Source organism: Variovorax ureilyticus (assembly GCF_037889935.1).
Lineage (GTDB): Bacteria > Pseudomonadota > Gammaproteobacteria > Burkholderiales > Burkholderiaceae_C > Variovorax > Variovorax ureilyticus.
Genome location: NZ_JBBKZU010000005.1, coordinates 172735 through 189356, shown reverse-complemented (window position 1 = coordinate 189356; position 16622 = coordinate 172735). Strand labels below are relative to the sequence as shown.

Below are 16622 nucleotides of genomic sequence, written 5' to 3'. Positions count from 1 at the left end.
ACTGGGGAGTGGGTTCGCGCTGTATATTCATCCAGCGCGATGCCCCCCTCCTCCCCTGAATCACCCGCCACCGCCGAAGCTCCGGTCACGGCCCTCACCGTCTCGGTGAAGACGCTGTGCGCCTTCGCCGCGAAGGCGGGCGACCTCGACCTGCGCTTCGTACCCGTGCCGAGCGCGCAGGAAGGCCAGGGCGGGCACCGCCTGGTGCAGAACCGCCGGGGTCCCGCCTATGAAAGCGAAGTCATCCTTGCGGCCGCGTTCGATCGCCTCACCGTGCGCGGCCGCGCCGACGGCTACGACCCGCATCGCCGCCGGGTCGAGGAGATCAAGACCTTCCGCGGCGATTTCGCGGCGATCAAGTCCAACCACCGCGCGCTGCACTGGGCGCAGGCGAAGACCTATGCGTGGATGCTCTGCGAACGCGAGCAGCTTCAGCGCCTGGGCGTCGCACTGGTGTATCTGGACCTCGACAGCGAGGAAGAAACAGTGCTCGAGGAGACCTGCACGCGCGACGAACTGCGCACGCACTTCGAGACCCTGTGCGGTCGATTTCTCGCCTGGGCCGCACAGGAAGCGAAGCACCGGACGGACATCGACCACGCGCTCGCGGCGCTTGCCTTTCCCCACGGCGAATTCCGCCCGGGCCAGCGCGATCTCGCCGAAGCCGTGTACCGCGCCGCCGCGTCGGACCGCTGCCTGCTGGCGCAGGCCCCGACCGGCATCGGCAAGACGGTGGCGACGCTCTTTCCGCTGCTCAAGGCGAGGCCCGCGCAGAAGCTCGACAAGGTCTTCTTCCTCACCGCGAAGACCTCGGGCCGGGGGGTGGCGCTCGATGCGCTGCGCACGCTCGATCGCGACCGCGCACCTCTGCGCGTGCTCGAACTCGCCGCGCGCGAGAAGGCCTGCGAGCATCCCGGGCGCGCATGCAACGGCGACGCCTGCCCGCTGGCGCGCGGCTTCTACGACCGCCTGCCGGCTGCGCGGGGCGAGGCGGTGCAAGCTGGCTGGCTCGACCGCATCGAACTGCGCCGCATCGCGCTGCAGCACGAGGTCTGCCCCTACTACCTCGCGCAAGAGCTGGTGCGCTGGAGCGACGTGATCGTCGGCGACTACAACTACTACTTCGACGGCAGCGCCTTCCTCTTTGCGCTGACGAAAGAGGAAGACTGGCGCGTCGCCCTGCTGGTCGACGAGGCGCACAACCTGCTCGACCGTGCGCGCGGCATGTATTCGGCGGAACTCGCATCGGCCGCGATCGACGGGGTGACGGAGAAGGCTCCCGTACCGATTCGCAAGGCGCTGCGCAACCTCGACCGCGAATGGCGGCTGCTCCAGCGCGAGCAGGTCGCCGCCTACGAGGCGCGCGACGAGATTCCGGAGCCCTTTGCGCGCGCGCTGCTCGACGCGGTCGCGGTGATGGCCGAGCATTTCACCGCGCATCCCGACGAGCCGCTCGGCCCGCTCCAGCAGTGCTTCTTCGATGTGCTGCGCTTCGCGCGGCTGGTCGATTCCTTCGCGCGGCATTCGGTCTTCGAGTGCACGCAGGGTCCGGAAGGCGCGCGCATGCTCGTCATCCGCAACCTCGTTCCCGCGCCATTCCTCGCCGGCCGCTTCGATGCCTGCGCATCGGCCACCTGCTTCTCGGGCACGCTGGCGCCCTTCTCGTTCTACCGCGACACGCTGGGGCTGCCCGACGACACCGCGACGCTCGACGTGGATTCGCCGTTCCGCAGCGAGCAGCTCACGGTGCGGGTGGCCATGGACGTGTCGACGCGCTTTCGCGACCGGCCGCGCTCGCTCGCGACGCTGGTGGACATCGTTGCGGAGCAGTTCGCGCAGCGTCCGGGCAACTACCTCGCCTTCTTCAGCAGCTTCGACTACCTCGCCGATGCCTCGGCCGCCTTCGCGGACCGGCATCCCGACGTGCCGACCTGGGCGCAGTCGCGCGGCATGCGCGAGGCCGACCGGGACGCCTTCCTCGCGCGCTTCGCGCCGGGCGGCCAGGGCATCGGTTTCGCGGTGCTCGGCGGCGCTTTCGGCGAAGGCATCGACCTGCCGGGCGACCGCCTCGTCGGCGCTTTCGTCGCGAGCCTCGGCCTGCCGCAGCACAACGAGCCCAACGAGGTCATGCGAGAGCGCATGGACGCGCTCTTCGGCGACGGCTACGAATACACCTACGTCTACCCGGGGCTGCAGAAGGTGGTGCAGGCGGCCGGCCGCGTCATCCGCACCGAGACGGATGCGGGCGTGCTTTACCTGCTCGACGATCGCTTCGCGCGGCAGGAAATCCGCGCCCTGCTGCCGGCGTGGTGGCGCGTGCAGCCGATGTTCGCGTCAGAAGTCGGCGCCGCGCCAAGCGGCGGTCCGCCCGATCTTGCGCAGCCTGGCCGATAGCTGGACCTGCGTTTCGAGCTCACGCTGCCACAGCTCGTAGCCTGCGTCGCTCGGATGCAGGGCATCCTTCGAGTGCATGCGGCCGGAATGGCGCGCGAAGGGGTCGTCCTCACGCGTCTGGTAGAGCGAGACGCAAAGCGCGCCGTTGGCACGCGCGACCTCCGACACGATCGCATTCAGCCGCCGCGAGCGCCAGGCCATCCACCAGTCCCACGGCGGCAGGAACGGCCGCGCATTGCCGAGGTTGCCCGGCGGCATGAAGACTACGAGGTCGGCCCGCACGCGGGCCCGCTGCGCGACCTGCTCCACGGCATGGCGCAGATCGCCGAGCGGCCGCATGCGGATCACGTCGTTGCCGCCGCCGAGGACCAGCACCGCATCGAAAGGCTCGTCGCCGTCGAGCTGCGAAAGGAGGTCCCCGAAGCAGGCACCGTGCTGCGCGCGGTTGACCACGGTGAGCGCTGGATTCGCACGCGACAGAAGCCCCGGGAGGCTGCGTTCCGGCGCGCTCGCACCGGCGCCGCTGCCGGTGCCGTCGCCGATCACCAGCAGGCGCGAGCCCTGGGCCTCGGCGACCCGGTCGTAGGAGTGGCTGCGGCCTGCCAGCTTCGCCGACCGCGCGAGCCGGAGGGCGGCATAGCCGGCCGTCCCCGCAGCCAGTCCGACCAGCAGGGACAAGCCCGTCAAAGCGGCGATGTGTGCGCGTTTCAAGCTTGCTCCTCGGTTGTCGTCTCCAAGCGTAACCGTAGCCGGATCACGCGCCCGTAGGAACCGGCCGAACGGCCAGCCATGGCGTACTCATGCAAGCGCTTGCTGACATGCGCCGGCTTGAACCTCCTACCCGTATCGCCTGCGCGAGGTCAACCATGGAGCCCCTCACCCACAGAAGGAGCCGCACCATGCCAAGAGGTGACAAGTCGTCGTACACCGACAAGCAGAAGCGTCAGGCCGAGCACATCGAGAAGGGCTACGAGCACCGCGGCGTCGCGAAGGGCGAGGCCGAACGCCGCGCCTGGGCGACCGTGAATGCCGAAACCGGCGGCGGCAAGAAGAGCGGCTCGGGCCGCGGCAAGGCTGAGAACCACGCGCCCGCCCACAAGGGTGGCCGCCTGGGTGGTGCGGCCTCGGCCTCGCGCAGCGCCGCAGAGCGGTCCGCCTCCGCGAAGAAGGCTGCCGCCACCCGCAAGCGCAACGCCGAGCACCGCGGCTGAGGGGCCTGCTCAGGCGGAGTCGACGCTCGCGTCCCGGCGCTTGAGCACTTCGCTGAGCTGCAGCTCGATGCGAAAGAGCCGTTCGTTCAGTATGGCGGTCTGAAGCCGCAGCGCCTCGATGATCGCGCCGGTCTGCGGATCGGCGGCGTTGGTCGACAGCTCCTGCAGTTCGTGCAGCTTGTTGCGCAGCTCGTTGCTCATGGGGGGACTCCGTGGGGCAATGGAGTCGATCGTAGAGCCGTGCATCGATTGAGCAAAGGCCTTCAGCCGTCCGGCATCGGCTGCAAGGTCTTCAGGTACAGAAACAGCGCCCGCACATCGGTGTCGCTCATCTCGCGCAACGAGCCGAAAGGCATCACCTTCACCACCGTGCCGTCCGGGCGGTTGCCGGTCTTGAAGAGCTTCGCGAAGGCGTCCGCGTCGGGGTAGCGGGTCATCGCGGTGCCTTCGCCGGGCGTGAGGTTCGCCGCGGGCGGCCAGTCTGGCGGGCCGCCGGGGATCTTGCCGCCGTTGAGCTTCGCGCCGTGGCAGCCGAGGCACATGTTGGCGACATAGGCCCCGTGCGTGGTGGTCACGCCGTCGGGTACGGGTGGCTCGGGCGGGCGCGTGTGGTCGATCTTCGCGGCTGCGTCACGGATCATGCCGAAGCCGTACAGCACACGCACCGGCAGCGGCAGGTCGAGCACGGGGCCGCCGCCGGTCGCGGGCGGAATCTGGCGCACGTAGGCGACGAGCGAGGCAAGGTCGTCGTCGGTGAAGCGGTTGTAGTCCTCGCTCGGCATGATCATCAGGGGACGCCCCTTCGGATTGACGCCGTGGCGGATCGTGCGCTCCCAGTCCGCCGTCGTGTATCCGGCGACCACGCTGCCCGGGCCGGGGCTGATGTTCGGGCCTGCGATGCGCAGGCCCTTGCCATCGTCGACGAACATCGCGCCACCGCCCTTCGCGCCGTGGCAGTCGACGCAGCCGCGCGAGGCGAAGAGATAGCGCCCGCGCTCGACGGCGGCTGCGTCATCGCGGAACGGGACGCCCTTCACCGCGACGTCGACGTGGCGCTGCATCCGGGCGCGCCCGATCTGGTCGCCGGCGAAGATCGCGACGGCCGCCAATGCGATCAATGCCACGACTGCGACCGCGATGCGTCTGGGCCATCGCCTGCCCTTGGCCGCGCTCATGCCAGCGCCTTCGCCTGGCGAGCGCCGCCCGACATCTTCTGCGCGATCAACCCGGCAGCCATCTTCAGCTGCAGGCGCAGCCTGGGCTTGTGGCCCCAGGTGCTGGTGATGTCGGTGTGATGCGTCTGCCAGCCTTCGGGATGGATCGTCTGCGTGCCGGCGCCGATCTCGAAGTCGAAGCCCGATGGTGTCTCGCCGTAGAACGAGAAGGTGCTGTCCGGCGCGGGATGCTGCCCCAGCTCCAAACTCAGCGGGACCTTGTGCAGGCGCGCCCGCTCGAAGGCGAGCCCGATGTCGCACAGGCGCTCGGCCTGCAGCATGAAGTGATGCATGCGCTTGCGCAGTGGCATGTCGAAGAGCGCCAGCGAATGATGGCGCTGGTTGCAGTGCAGGAAGACGCCGCGGATGTCCATCGGCCCGACCCGCGTCGCCAGGCGTTCGGTCACGCCGAAGCCGAGTACCTCGACGTAGAACGCCTCCATGCACTCGATGTCGTGGCACACGAGCACCGCATGGCCCAGGCCCAGGTCGCCGGTCCGGAAGCCCTCGGGAAAAGCCGCGGACTTGAATGGCGTGGCCGACTGCTCGGGCCCCGTGAACAGTTCGACCGCGTTGCCGCACGGATCGACGCAGCGATGCAGCCGCTGCACGCGGCGCGCGTGGCAGAGCGCCGCGTCGCCCGCCTCGACGGTGCAGCCGGCCTCGCGCAGGCGGTTCAACAGACGGTCGAGCGCCTCGTCGCTGCCGCATTGCAGGCCGATCGCCGCCAGGTCGTCGCCGACGCCTTCGCGCACGATCAGGCGCTGGCTGGCATCGTCGAGCTGCCACCCGGTGCTCCCGTCCGTATTGGCGACCGGCGCGGGGAGACCCAGCATGTGTTCGCAGAAGGCCGCCCATCGGTCGGGGCGGCGCACGTCGAAGACGAGATAGCCGAGGCGGAGATCGGGAGGCATGGCAAACTCCTGTCTAAATGGGTGGTTCGTTCAAAATTGAATGCGACATGCAAAAATGGATGATCTCGTAAATTTTGGCGACGGGTCAATAGCACCTTTGCCAGAGGCCCTGGCCGAAAGTGTGTGGCGCGCGCGGCCCGGCCTGCTCAAGCGCGAGCGCACCCGTGTGCAGCTGGTGCAGGCGGCGATCCGGGTCTTCGGTTCGCGCGGCTATGCCGATGCGACGATCCAGGAAATCGCCGCAGTGGCGGGCGTCACGACCGGCACGGTCTACAACCACTTCAAGACGAAAGAGGACGTCGCGCGCGGCGTTGCGATGCTGCTGGCGGACACCCTGTGCCGGCGCATCACGCAGAGCCAGCAAGGCGTGGCCGAGGGCGCGCAGCGCATGGCCATCGGAATCCAGCGCTACATCTGGCTCGCCGAGCAAAGCCCGCAATGGGCGCTGATGCTGATGGAGGTGTCGGCCGCGGCGCCCGAACTGCTGATGCAGATCCGCGACTACGTGCTGGCCGACCTGCGGCTGGGCGTGAAGCAGAAGGCGTTCCGCGTGCCGAGCGAGGCGGCTGCGATGGACATGATCAACGGCTCGGTGCAGCAGGCGATGCGCACCGTGGCGTTCGGCCGCGCGTCGGGAAAGCACGGGCGCGAGGTTTCGACCTGCCTCCTGCGTGGCTTGGGAATGGAATGGGCGGCCGCCAAGCAGGTGGCCTTCCGGCCCCTGCCGGCCTTTCCGCCGATGGAAGAGACGGCGGCGCCGGCTGCGAAAAAGACGTCGCGCAGAACCTAGTCGGGCGTGCCTGCCGCGTTGTCGAAGGAAGGATCGCGCCAGCCGAGCAGTTCGGCCAGCCGTCGCGTGATCCATTGCGCCTCGGCGGGCGACAGACCGGATCCGGTCGCCGCAAGGCCGGCATGGATCTTCCCGAGGATCTCTTCCTCCGACGGCACCGCGACGTGGTGCAGCGTCAGCGCCTGCTGGACGAGATGGTTCGCCAGGTCTTCGCAGACCTCGTAGCGCTCGCGCACCACGGCCAAGGGCTCGGACAGGCGCTGCCGTCGGTCGGTGAAGAGCGCGAAGAACGAGGGCGGAATCTCGATCTGGTAGTCGTCGGACATGTGCGGCGGGAGCTCCAATGAAAAACGCGCCCGGAAGGCGCGTTCTGCGATGTTCAGCGAGCCGGGGCGCACGTGCGCGCCGGACCCGGTGAAGCGATCAGCCGCCCTTCTTGGCGCGCTTGCCGGGGTTCTTCTTGCTGCGGGTCGCGGTGCCGCGCTCGAGGCTCACCTTCTGGCCGCCACCCATCTTGGGCAGGCTGTAGCCGGGCATCGGAACGGGCTTGGGAGTCGCCTTGCGGTCGGCTTCGGTGCGGATTTTGTTGGACATGGAAAGCTCTGGTTGATGAGAAAGCGAAAAGCGTAATTAGGCCACATCCTCGAGCAGCCGCACCTTGACGGTCTTGCCCTTCACGCGGCCTGCGGAGAGCCTGCGCACGGCCTCGCGCGCGATGCGCCGGTCGACCGCCACGTAGGTGGAGAAATCGTTGACGTTGATCTTGCCGACCTGCTCGCGGGTGAAGCCGGCCTCGCCGGTGAGCGCGCCCAGCACGTCGCCGGCGCGGATCTTCTCCTTGCGGCCGCCGGTGATCTGCAGCGTGGCCATGGGCGGCTGCAGGGGCGCGGCGTCTGCGGAGGCCCCGGCCGTGAGTTCGGCCAGCGGATGCCATTCGGATTCGCGGCCCTGCAGCTGCTCGATCTTCCCGACGCTGCCCATCTCGTCCATGGCGGCGAGGTTCAGCACCAGCCCTTCCGCGTCGCCACGGCCGGTTCGGCCGATTCGGTGGATGTGGACTTCGGGGTCGGGCGTCACGTCGACGTTGATCACCGCTTCGAGCTGCGCGATGTCGAGCCCGCGTGCCGCGACGTCGGTGGCCACCAGCACCGAGCAGCTCCGGTTGGCGAACTGCACGAGCACCTGATCGCGCTCGCGCTGCTCCAGTTCGCCGAACAGCGCCAGGGCGCTGAATCCCTGCGCCTGGAGCACCTGCACGAGATCGCGGCACTGCTGCTTGGTGTTGCAGAAGGCCAGCGTGCTGAGCGGACGGAAATGGTTGAGCAGCAGGCTCACTGCGTGAAGGCGCTCCTCGCCCTGCACTTCGTACCACTGCTGACGGATCTTGCCGGCCTCGTGCTGCGCCTGCACGGTGATCTGCTGCGGGTCCTTCATGAACTGCGCGGCGAGCCGTTCGATGCCTTCCGGGTACGTGGCCGAGAACAGCAGTGTCTGCCGCTTTGCAGGACATTGCCGCGCAACCTTGGCAATGTCGTCGAAGAAGCCCATGTCGAGCATGCGATCGGCTTCGTCGAGCACCAGCGTGTTGAGCGCTTCGAGATCGAGGCTGCCGCGCTCGAGGTGATCCATGATGCGGCCGGGCGTGCCGACCACGATGTGCGCGCCGTGCTCGAGGCTGGCGAGCTGCCCGCGCATCGCGACACCGCCGCAGAGCGTGACCACCTTGATGTTTTCCTCGGCCCGGGCAAGGCGGCGGATCTCGGTCGTGACCTGATCGGCGAGTTCGCGCGTCGGGCACAGCACCAGGGCCTGAACCGCGAAGCGGCGCGGATTGAGATTCGCCAGCAGCGCGAGCCCGAACGCGGCCGTCTTGCCGCTGCCCGTCTTGGCCTGTGCGATGAGGTCGCGGCCGAGCAGCGCCGGCGGCAGACTGGCCGCCTGGATCGGCGTCATCTGCGCGTAGCCGAGCTGCGCCAGGTTCGCCAGCGTTTGTGGCGAAAGCGGCAGCTGCGCGAAATCGGCGGCCGGACCGGTCACTGCGAGATCAGCGGCGCTGCGAGTTGTTGCCGCCCGTGACTGGCGGAGGGCCGCGGCGTTCCAGGTGACGGAACGTGATGCGGCCCTTCGTCAGGTCGTAGGGCGAGAGTTCGAGCGAGACCTTGTCGCCGGCCAAGATGCGGATGTGGTGCTTGCGCATCTTGCCGCCGCTGTAGGCGATCAGCTGATGGCCGTTGTCGAGGGTCACGCGGTAGCGGGAATCGGGCAGCACTTCGGTGACTGCACCGTTCATTTCGATCAGTTCTTCCTTGGGCATGAATTACCTTTGAATGGTTGTCGTGATTGGACAGGAAAACGGTCGGCCGGTTCAAGCGCGGCCCGGCCGGGCCCATGCGCCCACCCAAGCGGACAGCGCGCCGTTCGCTTCAACAAGGTACGAAGGCCGTGAGCGACGTGCATCGGCGCGTCGCTGACGCACCAACGCACGGAAGGAGCCGGCCTGGACATCCACGGGTCTCGCGGTTTGGAACCGAATGCGGACCCTGCCGGCGATCTGACGAAATGCTTCGTCGCGCGGTATCGAAACGAACCCGCCATTCTACTCGACTGGCATAACTGTTGCTTTTCGGGGCGCCCGCTCCGGGCTTGGTCGTCGTACAACCAAGGCGGCTTCGTGGATAATCTCGCCTCGTTGTATGACAAGTTCGCCAAATCACCGCGCTTTCTTCAGCGACCGCAAGGTCGTTTTTCTTTTTGCATCCCTGTGCTGCCTGCTCTGGGGCAGCGCCTTTCCGGCCATCAAGAACGGCTATGTGCTCTTCCAGATCGCGCCGGACGACATCCCGTCGCAACTGCTCTTCGCCGGCTATCGCTTTCTCTTCGCCGGGCTGGTGCTGCTCGTCGTCGCAGCGTTCAGCCGGAAGGCGATCTTCGGCTTCGACCGCCGCTCCCTCGGTCAGATGACCTTGCTGGGCCTGACGCAGACCAGTCTGCAGTACCTCTTCTTCTACCTGGGGCTGGCGCACACCACGGGCGTGAAGAGCTCGATCATGAACGCGACCGGCACCTTCTTCAGCGTGCTGCTGGCGCACTTCATCTATCACAACGACCGTTTGAGCTTCAACAAGGTGCTCGGCTGCGTGGTCGGCTTCGTCGGCGTGATGGTGGTCAATTTCGGGCGCGGCGCGATGGAATTCGATTTCACGCTGCTCGGCGAAGGCTCCGTCGTTCTGGCGGCGCTGGTGCTGTCGGCTGCGAGCATCTACGGCAAGAAGCTCTCTCAGCGCATCGATTCGGTGGTGCTCACCGGCTACCAGCTCGCGATCGGCGGCGCCACGCTGCTGCTGATCGGCTTCGCCCTGGGCGGCGCCCTGCGCGAGCCGACGCTCGGCGGGCTGGTGCTGCTGGGTTATCTGGTGGTGCTCTCATCCGCCGCCTTCTCGCTGTGGACCACGCTGCTCAAGTACAACCGCGTGAGCATGGTCACGGTCTTCAATTTCATGGTGCCGATATTCGGGACGCTGCTGTCGGCGCTGTTCCTCGACGAGCGCTTTCTCGAATGGAAGAACGCCCTCGCGCTGCTGCTGGTGTGCGCCGGCATCTGGCTGGTGACTCGCGAAGAGGTGCCGGGCGCGCGGGCCTCGCTCAATCCGCGATAGACGGCCGCGGCGGGAGTCGTTCGGACTTGCGGGCCGCGCCCCGGCGGCGCACCATGAGGGACCATCGTTCCAAGGAGCGCGGTCATGCGGACGCAAGGATCAATCGTTCGATCTTCGCTGGCGCCGGGCCTTGTCCGGGATCGCTTTCGATGGCTCGGCAGCCTTGCCCTCTGCGTGGCCGCGTTGCTCGGCGTCTCGGCAATGGCCGCGACGCCGGCCGAGACCGCGGCGATGAATGCGCAGGTGCGCGCGCTCAAGCGTGCTGGCGACGCGGTGGTGGCGGTCAATGTCACCGCGACCGAAGGCGCGACCTCCGCCGACAGCCTCGGCCAGCGGCGGTCGGGTTCGGGCGTGGTGATCGGGCCGGACGGGTTGATCCTCACCATCGGCTACCTGCTGCTCGAAGCCGAGACCATCGAAGTCGTCACGCAGGATGATCGCGTTCTGCCGGCACGCGAGGTGGCCTACGACCTCGCGACGGGCTTCGGCCTCGTGCGCCCGCTGGTGCCGCTTCGGGGCATCGAGCCGGTGCCGATGGCCGGTGTCGCGACCCTGAAGGTCGGCGAGCCACTGCTGGTCGCCACCGGGAGCAGCCGCGGCACCGAAGTCGGCTTCACCCGGCTGATCGCGACGCGGCCGTTCTCGGGCTACTGGGAGTACCACATCGAAAGCGCGATCTTCACCAGTCCGCCGGTGGCCAACCACAGCGGCGCCGCGCTCTTCAACAGCCGTGGCGACCTGCTCGGCATCGGCAGCCTGTTCGTGCTGGAGGCCGCAGGTCCCGAGCGGACGCTGCCGGGCAACATGTTCGTGCCGGTCGACCTGCTGAGGCCGGTGCTCGCGGAACTGCAGGCCAACGGCCGCACGCGCGCAAGCATCCGGCCGTGGCTCGGCGTCTCGTCGTCCGAGCGCGACGGCCATGTGGAGATCGTGCGCGTCGATCGCGCGGGACCGGCGGTCGAAGCCGGACTGCGCCCGGGCGACGTGGTGCTGGAGATCGACGGCATCGAGGTCACCACCCTCGAGGGCTTCTACAAGCAGCTCTGGAAGCGGCCGCTGGCCGAAGGCGACGTCGAACTCACGGTGCAGCAGGGCTCGGAAGTGCGCAAGATCAAGGTGCACTCGATCGATCGCATGCGGACCCTGCGCAAACCTGAAGGCATTTGACGCGGCGCTCAGGCAAGCCCGAGCATCTTCCTGTTGGCGGCGGTGTCGACGTTCCCTGCGGCGAAGTCGTCGAAGGCGCGGTCGGCGACGCGGATGATGTGGTTGGCGATGAACTCGGCGCCTTCGCGCGCACCGTCCTCGGGGTGCTTGAGGCAGCACTCCCATTCGAGGACCGCCCAGCCCGGGAAGTCGTAGGCGGCGAGCTTCGAGAAGATCGCGCCGAAGTCCACCTGCCCGTCGCCCAGCGAACGGAAGCGGCCCGCGCGGTTGAGCCACGACTGGAAGCCGCCGTAGACGCCCTGCTTGCCGGTCGGGTTGAACTCGGCGTCCTTCACGTGAAAGATCTTGATCCGCTCGTGATAGTGGTCGATGTAGTCGAGGTAGTTGAGCTGCTGCAGCACGAAGTGGCTCGGGTCGTACAGCAGGCACGCGCGCGGATGGTTGTTCACGCGTTCGAGGAACATCTCGTAGGTCACGCCGTCGTGCAGGTCCTCGCCGGGATGGATTTCGTAGCAGACGTCGACGCCGGCCTCGTCGAAGCGGTCGAGGATCGGCTTCCAGCGGCGCGCCAGTTCGTCGAAGGCCTCCTCGATCAGGCCCGGCGGACGCGGCGGCCACGAATAGAGATACGGCCATGCGAGCGCGCCCGAGAAGGTCGCGTGCGCAGTCAGTCCCAGGTTGGCCGAAGCCCGTGCGGCGTGGTGCAGCTGTTCGACCGCCCATTGCTGCCGTTTGACCGGATCGTTGCGCACCACCGGCGCGGCGAAGCCGTCGAAGCCCGCATCGTAGGCCGGATGCACCGCGACGAGCTGCCCCTGCAGGTGCGTCGACAGCTCCGTGATCTCCAGGCCGTGCCGGGCCAACGTGCCCTTCGCTTCGTCGCAGTAGGTCTTGCTCTCGGCGGCCCGCTTCAGATCGAAGAGGCGGGCATCCCAGCTCGGAATCTGCACGCCCTTGTAGCCAAGGCCCGCCGCCCAGCCGGCGATCGCGTCGAGGGAGTCGAAGGGCGCTTCATCGCCCGCGAACTGGGCCAGGAAGATGGCCGGCCCCTTGATGGTCTTCATTCGTTTGTCTCCTGCGTTGGGCTCGCGATGATGCCATTGCGCCTGAGTTGCGAGCGTCGTCTGACTTCGCCATGCGGTCGTCTCCGCCGTGCAGCAGCCGCAGAATCGTTTCAGAATGAAACGCGAAGTCAACAGCGTGGCTCAGCCGCACGTTTCCCGAAAGACGAATGGCACAAACCGTATCCGGCCGTTTGAAGATCGGCCTCTCAGCCTGCTTCTCCCACGCGGACCCGGCGCGCTCTCTGTTCACGAACAAGACGCTCCAGTACGTGGAGCAGTCGATTGCGCACTGGCTCATGTCCGCGGGCGCGATGGTGGTGATGGTCCCCTGCCCCACCGGCGAGACCGCGCGCGGCGACACCAAGCTGTCGCACTACGCCGAATGGCTCGATGGCGTGGTGATGCACGGTGGCGCCGATGTCTGGCCCGGCAGCTATGGCGAAGTGCCGCTCAAGGATGCGTGGATCGGCGATCGGATCCGCGACCTCTACGACCTCGCCCTGGTGGAAGCCTTCGAGCAGGTCGGCAAACCGATCTTCGGCGTCTGCCGCGGCTTGCAACTGATCAACGTGGCCTTCGGCGGCACGCTTTACCAGGACATCGAGGCCCAGCACCCCAATGCGCAGCGGCACCGCGACCCGGTGGCGTACGACCAGAACTTCCATGACATCCACGTCGCGCCGGGCTCGCGGATGTCGAAGCTCTATCCGGGCATGGAGACCGCGCGCGTCAACAGCATCCACCACCAGGGCGTGAAGGACCTCGCGCCGGGCTTCGAGGTCGATGCGTGGAGCATTCCGGACCACGTCGCCGAGGCCATCCGCCGCAAGCCCGACCGGGGACGCAGCTACATCGCGGCCACGCAGTGGCACCCCGAGTTCCACAAGTACGGCAGCACCGAAACGCTCGACGACACGGCGATCCTCGAGGACTTCCTGTGGGCGTGTGCGACCGCCAAGGTCAGCCAGCACAGTCCGCTGCGCGCCGCGCCGGGACGCATCCGCAACCGCGCCGCGCGCCTGTTGCGGCAGGCGCTGCTGATGCGCTGAGCGCGCCCGCTCAGCGACTCTGGTTGCGGGCGCCGTTGACGCCCGCGTCGATCTCGCCGAAGACGGTGATGCCGCTTCCGCCCGAAGACGCGGCGCCGGCGCCCGCCGAGCCTCGCGACGCGCAGCCCGCGAGCAGGCACATGCACAGCGCGAGCAGTGCGATCACAGAGGGCTTCATTCGAACGACTCCTTCCATCAGCTCAGATGCTTGCCGACGATGCCCGCCAGTTCGAACATCGTGACCTGGTCCTTGCCGAACACCGGCTTCAGCTTCGCGTCCGCATTGATCGCGCGCTTGTTGGCGGCATCCTGCAGGCCGTTGGCCTTGATGTAGTCCCAGAGCTTCTTGATGACTTCGGTGCGCGGCACGGGTTCCGTGCCGATCACCGCGGCCAGCGCATCGCTGGGCTTCAGGCCCGCGGCGGGCTTGCGCGGTGCCGCAGCTTTCTTCGCTGGTGCCTTCTTGGCAGGCGCCGCTTTCTTCGCGGCCGCGGGCGCCGCCTTCGCGAAGGTCTTGCGCGGCGGAAACTTGCTTTCCCTCGGCTCGAACTCGAAGGTCACCTTGCCTTCGTCCTTGTTCCAGGCGAGGAAGGCCTTGAATGCGCGGCGCGTGCGCATCGAGACGAACTTCTCGAGCAGGTCGGTCTTGCCGGTGGCGAGCAGCTTCTCGACCTGGGCGCGGTCCACCGGCTGCTGCAGGATGATCTTGCCGGTCTTGAAGTCGCAACTCGGCGTGGGGTGCTCGTGGGTCGGCACGGACTTCTCGCAGACGTAGTTGCTGCCGTACTCGAAGACGCGCGCGCCGCACTTCGGACACGGTCCTAGCGATTCCTGTCCCGCGAAGTCGACGATCTCGCCGGTCTCGGCATTCTTGTCGTCGCCGAAGTCGAACTCGAGCTTCCAGTTCTTCGCCTCGTCGTCGTAGCGCAGCACGATCTCCGACGTGAAGGGCCAGCCCGCCTTGGAGCGGAAGCCGTCCAGCGGCCCGATGTGCTTGTCTCGCAGAAGCTGCTCGGCTTCCTCGAACTCGAAGGTGCGGCCCGCCGGAGACTTGCCGAACGAGAAGCCGCAGGGCTCCTGCCCTGGCTTGCCGGTGCACGAATAGCGGCGGTAGTTTTCCTTCACCACGCCGCCGCAATTCGGGCAGGGCGTCTGCAGCGTCACGTAGTCGCCCGGCACGGTGTCGCGGTCGTATTCCTTCGCCTTCTTGACGATGTGCTGCGTCATCTCGGCGATCTCGCGCATGAAGGCTTCGCGGCTGAGCTTGCCGTGCTCCATCTGCGCGAGCTTGTATTCCCACTCGCCGGTGAGCTCGGCCTTGGAGAGTTCTTCCACGCCCAGGCCGCGCAGCAGCGTCATGAGCTGGAAGGCCTTCGCGGTCGGGATCAGCTCGCGCCCTTCGCGGTGGATGTACTTCTCGGTCAGCAGGCCTTCGATGATGGCCGCGCGCGTGGCCGGCGTGCCCAGGCCCTTCTCGGTCATCGCGGCGCGCAGTTCATCGTCGTCGATGGTCTTGCCCGCACCTTCCATCGCGCCGAGCAGCGTGGCTTCGGAATAGCGTGCCGGCGGCCGCGTCTTCAGACCCTTGATCTCGGCCGACTGCACCTTGACCTGTTCGCCGGGCTTCACCGGCACGAGGCGCTTGCCATCCTTGTCGTCTTCTTTCTCTTCGTCCTGGGCTTCCTTGCCGTAGATCGCCAGCCAGCCCGCCTTGACCAGCACCTTGCCGTCGGAGCGGAACGGGTACTTCTTGCCCACGTGCTCCACCGTGCTGATGCGCGTGGTCACCTGGTACTCGGCGCTAGGGAAGAACACCGACAGGAAGCGCCGCACGACGAAGTCGTAGAGCTTCTGCTCTGCCTCGGAAAGGCCACTCGGCGCCTGCAGCGTCGGGATGATCGCAAAGTGATCGCTGACCTTGGCGTTGTCGAAGATGCGCTTGGACGGCTTCACGTAGTTGCCGTCGATCGCCTGCTGCGCGAACGGTGCCAGGTGCCGCATGCCGCTGCCCGCCAGCATGCCCATCGTCTGCTTGACCACCGGGAGGTAGTCCTCGGGCAGCGCGCGCGAATCGGTCCGCGGATAGGTCAGCGCCTTGTGGCGCTCGTAGAGGCTCTGCGCCAGCGCCAGCGTGGTCTTCGCGCTGAAGCCGAAGCGGCTGTTGGCCTCGCGCTGCAGCGAGGTGAGGTCGAACAGCAGCGGCGATGCCTGCGTCGTGGGCTTGCTCTCTTCGGTGACGCTCGCGACCTTGCCTCGTGCGGCCTCGGCGACTTCGAGCGCTTCGCGTTCGCTCCAGACGCGGTCGGCGCGCTGCTCGGGGTCGGGCGTGCCGTCCGGGCCGGGGGGCGGTTTCTTCCAGTCGGGGTTGAACCACTTGCCGAGGTACTCGCCGGCTTCGGCCAGGAAGGTGCCGTGCACCTCCCAGTAGTCGCGGCTCACGAACTTGCGGATCTTCTCTTCGCGCTCGACCACGACGGAGAGCGTCGGCGTCTGCACGCGGCCCACCGTGGTCAGGAAGAACCCGCCGTCGCGCGAGTTGAACGCCGTCATCGCGCGCGTGCCGTTGATGCCGACGAGCCAGTCGGCTTCCGAGCGCGAGCGCGCTGCGTCGGCGAGGCCCTTCATCTGCTGGTCGCTGCGCAGCTGGTCGAAGCCGTCGCGAATGGCCTGCGGCGTCATCGACTGCAGCCACAACCGCTTGACCGGCTTGCCCAGCGACGACTTGCCGCCGGCGTACTGCTCGATGAGGCGGAAGATCAGCTCTCCTTCGCGTCCCGCGTCGCAGGCGTTCACGAGTTCGGTCACGTCCTTGCGCTTGGCCTGCCTGACCACCGCGGCCAGACGCGTCTTGGTCTTGTCGACCGGCTTCAGGTCGAAGCGCGGCGGGATCACCGGCAGGTTGGCGAAGCTCCACTTGCCCCGCTTCACGTCGAACTCTTCCGGGGCCTGGATTTCCACCAGGTGGCCCACGGCGCTCGTGACAACGTATTTCTCGTTCTCGAAATGCTCTTCGTGCTTGTCGAACTTGCCTGCCACGGGCGTGAGTGCCCGGACGATGTCCTGGGCCACCGATGGCTTCTCTGCTATCACCAAAGTCTTCATTGACTCGTCATCCTTACAATCTGGCGCTTCTCGCGTGCGCGCACGCACGCGCATGCGTACA

17 protein-coding genes are annotated in these 16622 nt (G+C 67.4%); 6 read left to right on the top strand and 11 right to left on the bottom strand.

Annotated elements, in window-relative coordinates; genetic code table 11:
- The first annotated feature begins 39 nt into the window (after nt 1–39).
- A complete protein-coding gene (locus WKW77_RS13315) occupies nt 40–2394 on the top strand; it encodes a helicase C-terminal domain-containing protein (protein WP_340357320.1) in 2355 nt (784 codons plus the stop codon).
- On the opposite strand, the gene WKW77_RS13310 is transcribed toward WKW77_RS13315, so the two are convergent.
- The gene (locus WKW77_RS13310; RefSeq protein ID WP_340357319.1) at nt 2335–3105 is read right to left on the bottom strand and encodes an SGNH/GDSL hydrolase family protein; all 771 of its coding nucleotides are present in this window, start codon (nt 3103–3105) and stop codon (nt 2335–2337) included. The genes WKW77_RS13315 and WKW77_RS13310 overlap by 60 nt on opposite strands.
- A gap of 188 nt (nt 3106–3293) precedes the next feature.
- Here WKW77_RS13310 and WKW77_RS13305 point away from each other — a divergent pair, with 188 nt between their 5' ends.
- Nucleotides 3294–3605: a plasmid stabilization protein gene (locus WKW77_RS13305; protein WP_184530788.1), complete on the top strand. Its 312-nt coding sequence runs from the start codon at nt 3294–3296 to the stop codon at nt 3603–3605.
- Between the two features lie 9 nt (nt 3606–3614).
- On the opposite strand, the gene WKW77_RS13300 is transcribed toward WKW77_RS13305, so the two are convergent.
- The 3 genes from WKW77_RS13300 to WKW77_RS13290 form a co-directional block, all read right to left on the bottom strand.
- Nucleotides 3615–3806 carry a hypothetical protein gene (locus WKW77_RS13300; RefSeq protein WP_340357318.1) on the bottom strand — a complete coding sequence of 64 codons (192 nt, stop codon included), beginning with the start codon at nt 3804–3806 and terminating at the stop codon, nt 3615–3617.
- 62 nt (nt 3807–3868) lie between these two features.
- Nucleotides 3869–4780, bottom strand: a complete 912-nt coding sequence (locus WKW77_RS13295) for a c-type cytochrome (RefSeq protein ID WP_340357317.1) — start codon at nt 4778–4780, stop codon at nt 3869–3871.
- Nucleotides 4777–5733 carry a VOC family protein gene (locus tag WKW77_RS13290; RefSeq protein ID WP_340357316.1) on the bottom strand — a complete coding sequence of 319 codons (957 nt, stop codon included), beginning with the start codon at nt 5731–5733 and terminating at the stop codon, nt 4777–4779. The genes WKW77_RS13295 and WKW77_RS13290 overlap by 4 nt, the downstream gene beginning before the upstream one ends.
- A 97-nt stretch (nt 5734–5830) precedes the next feature.
- On the opposite strand from WKW77_RS13290, the gene WKW77_RS13285 reads away from it, so the two are divergent.
- Nucleotides 5831–6523, top strand: a complete 693-nt coding sequence (locus WKW77_RS13285; protein ID WP_340357315.1) for a TetR/AcrR family transcriptional regulator — start codon at nt 5831–5833, stop codon at nt 6521–6523.
- Here the strand turns inward: WKW77_RS13285 and WKW77_RS13280 are convergent.
- From WKW77_RS13280 to infA, 4 genes are all read right to left on the bottom strand, one after another.
- Nucleotides 6520–6849 (bottom strand): hypothetical protein, encoded by a 330-nt coding sequence (locus tag WKW77_RS13280; protein ID WP_340357314.1) that lies wholly within the window; start codon nt 6847–6849, stop codon nt 6520–6522. The genes WKW77_RS13285 and WKW77_RS13280 overlap by 4 nt on opposite strands.
- A 97-nt stretch (nt 6850–6946) precedes the next feature.
- Entirely contained in the window at nt 6947–7117 is a 171-nt protein-coding gene (locus WKW77_RS13275) for a hypothetical protein (protein ID WP_340357313.1), read from the bottom strand.
- A gap of 36 nt (nt 7118–7153) precedes the next feature.
- Nucleotides 7154–8560, bottom strand: a complete 1407-nt coding sequence (dbpA, locus tag WKW77_RS13270) for an ATP-dependent RNA helicase DbpA (RefSeq protein WP_340357312.1) — start codon at nt 8558–8560, stop codon at nt 7154–7156.
- A 7-nt stretch (nt 8561–8567) separates the two neighbouring features.
- Nucleotides 8568–8837 carry a translation initiation factor IF-1 gene (infA, locus tag WKW77_RS13265; protein ID WP_340357311.1) on the bottom strand — a complete coding sequence of 90 codons (270 nt, stop codon included), beginning with the start codon at nt 8835–8837 and terminating at the stop codon, nt 8568–8570.
- A 379-nt stretch (nt 8838–9216) separates the two neighbouring features.
- Between infA and WKW77_RS13260 the strand changes: the two genes are divergently transcribed.
- On the top strand, nt 9217–10179 hold the full coding sequence (locus WKW77_RS13260; protein ID WP_340357310.1) for a DMT family transporter: 963 nt from the start codon (nt 9217–9219) through the stop codon (nt 10177–10179).
- A gap of 84 nt (nt 10180–10263) precedes the next feature.
- Nucleotides 10264–11346: a S1C family serine protease gene (locus WKW77_RS13255; RefSeq protein WP_340357309.1), complete on the top strand. Its 1083-nt coding sequence runs from the start codon at nt 10264–10266 to the stop codon at nt 11344–11346.
- Nucleotides 11347–11354: 8 nt separating this feature from the next.
- Here WKW77_RS13255 and WKW77_RS13250 read toward each other — a convergent pair whose 3' ends face one another.
- Complete coding sequence (locus WKW77_RS13250) at nt 11355–12410, bottom strand: sugar phosphate isomerase/epimerase family protein (protein ID WP_340357308.1); 1056 nt, start codon at nt 12408–12410, stop codon at nt 11355–11357.
- 167 nt (nt 12411–12577) lie between these two features.
- On the opposite strand from WKW77_RS13250, the gene WKW77_RS13245 reads away from it, so the two are divergent.
- Complete coding sequence (locus WKW77_RS13245; protein ID WP_340357307.1) at nt 12578–13459, top strand: gamma-glutamyl-gamma-aminobutyrate hydrolase family protein; 882 nt, start codon at nt 12578–12580, stop codon at nt 13457–13459.
- 10 nt (nt 13460–13469) lie between these two features.
- Here the strand turns inward: WKW77_RS13245 and WKW77_RS13240 are convergent, their stop codons facing one another.
- On the bottom strand, nt 13470–13637 hold the full coding sequence (locus WKW77_RS13240; RefSeq protein ID WP_340357306.1) for a hypothetical protein: 168 nt from the start codon (nt 13635–13637) through the stop codon (nt 13470–13472).
- A 17-nt stretch (nt 13638–13654) separates the two neighbouring features.
- A complete protein-coding gene (locus WKW77_RS13235) occupies nt 13655–16561 on the bottom strand; it encodes a DNA topoisomerase III (protein WP_340357305.1) in 2907 nt (968 codons plus the stop codon).
- Nucleotides 16562–16622: the final 61 nt, after the last annotated feature.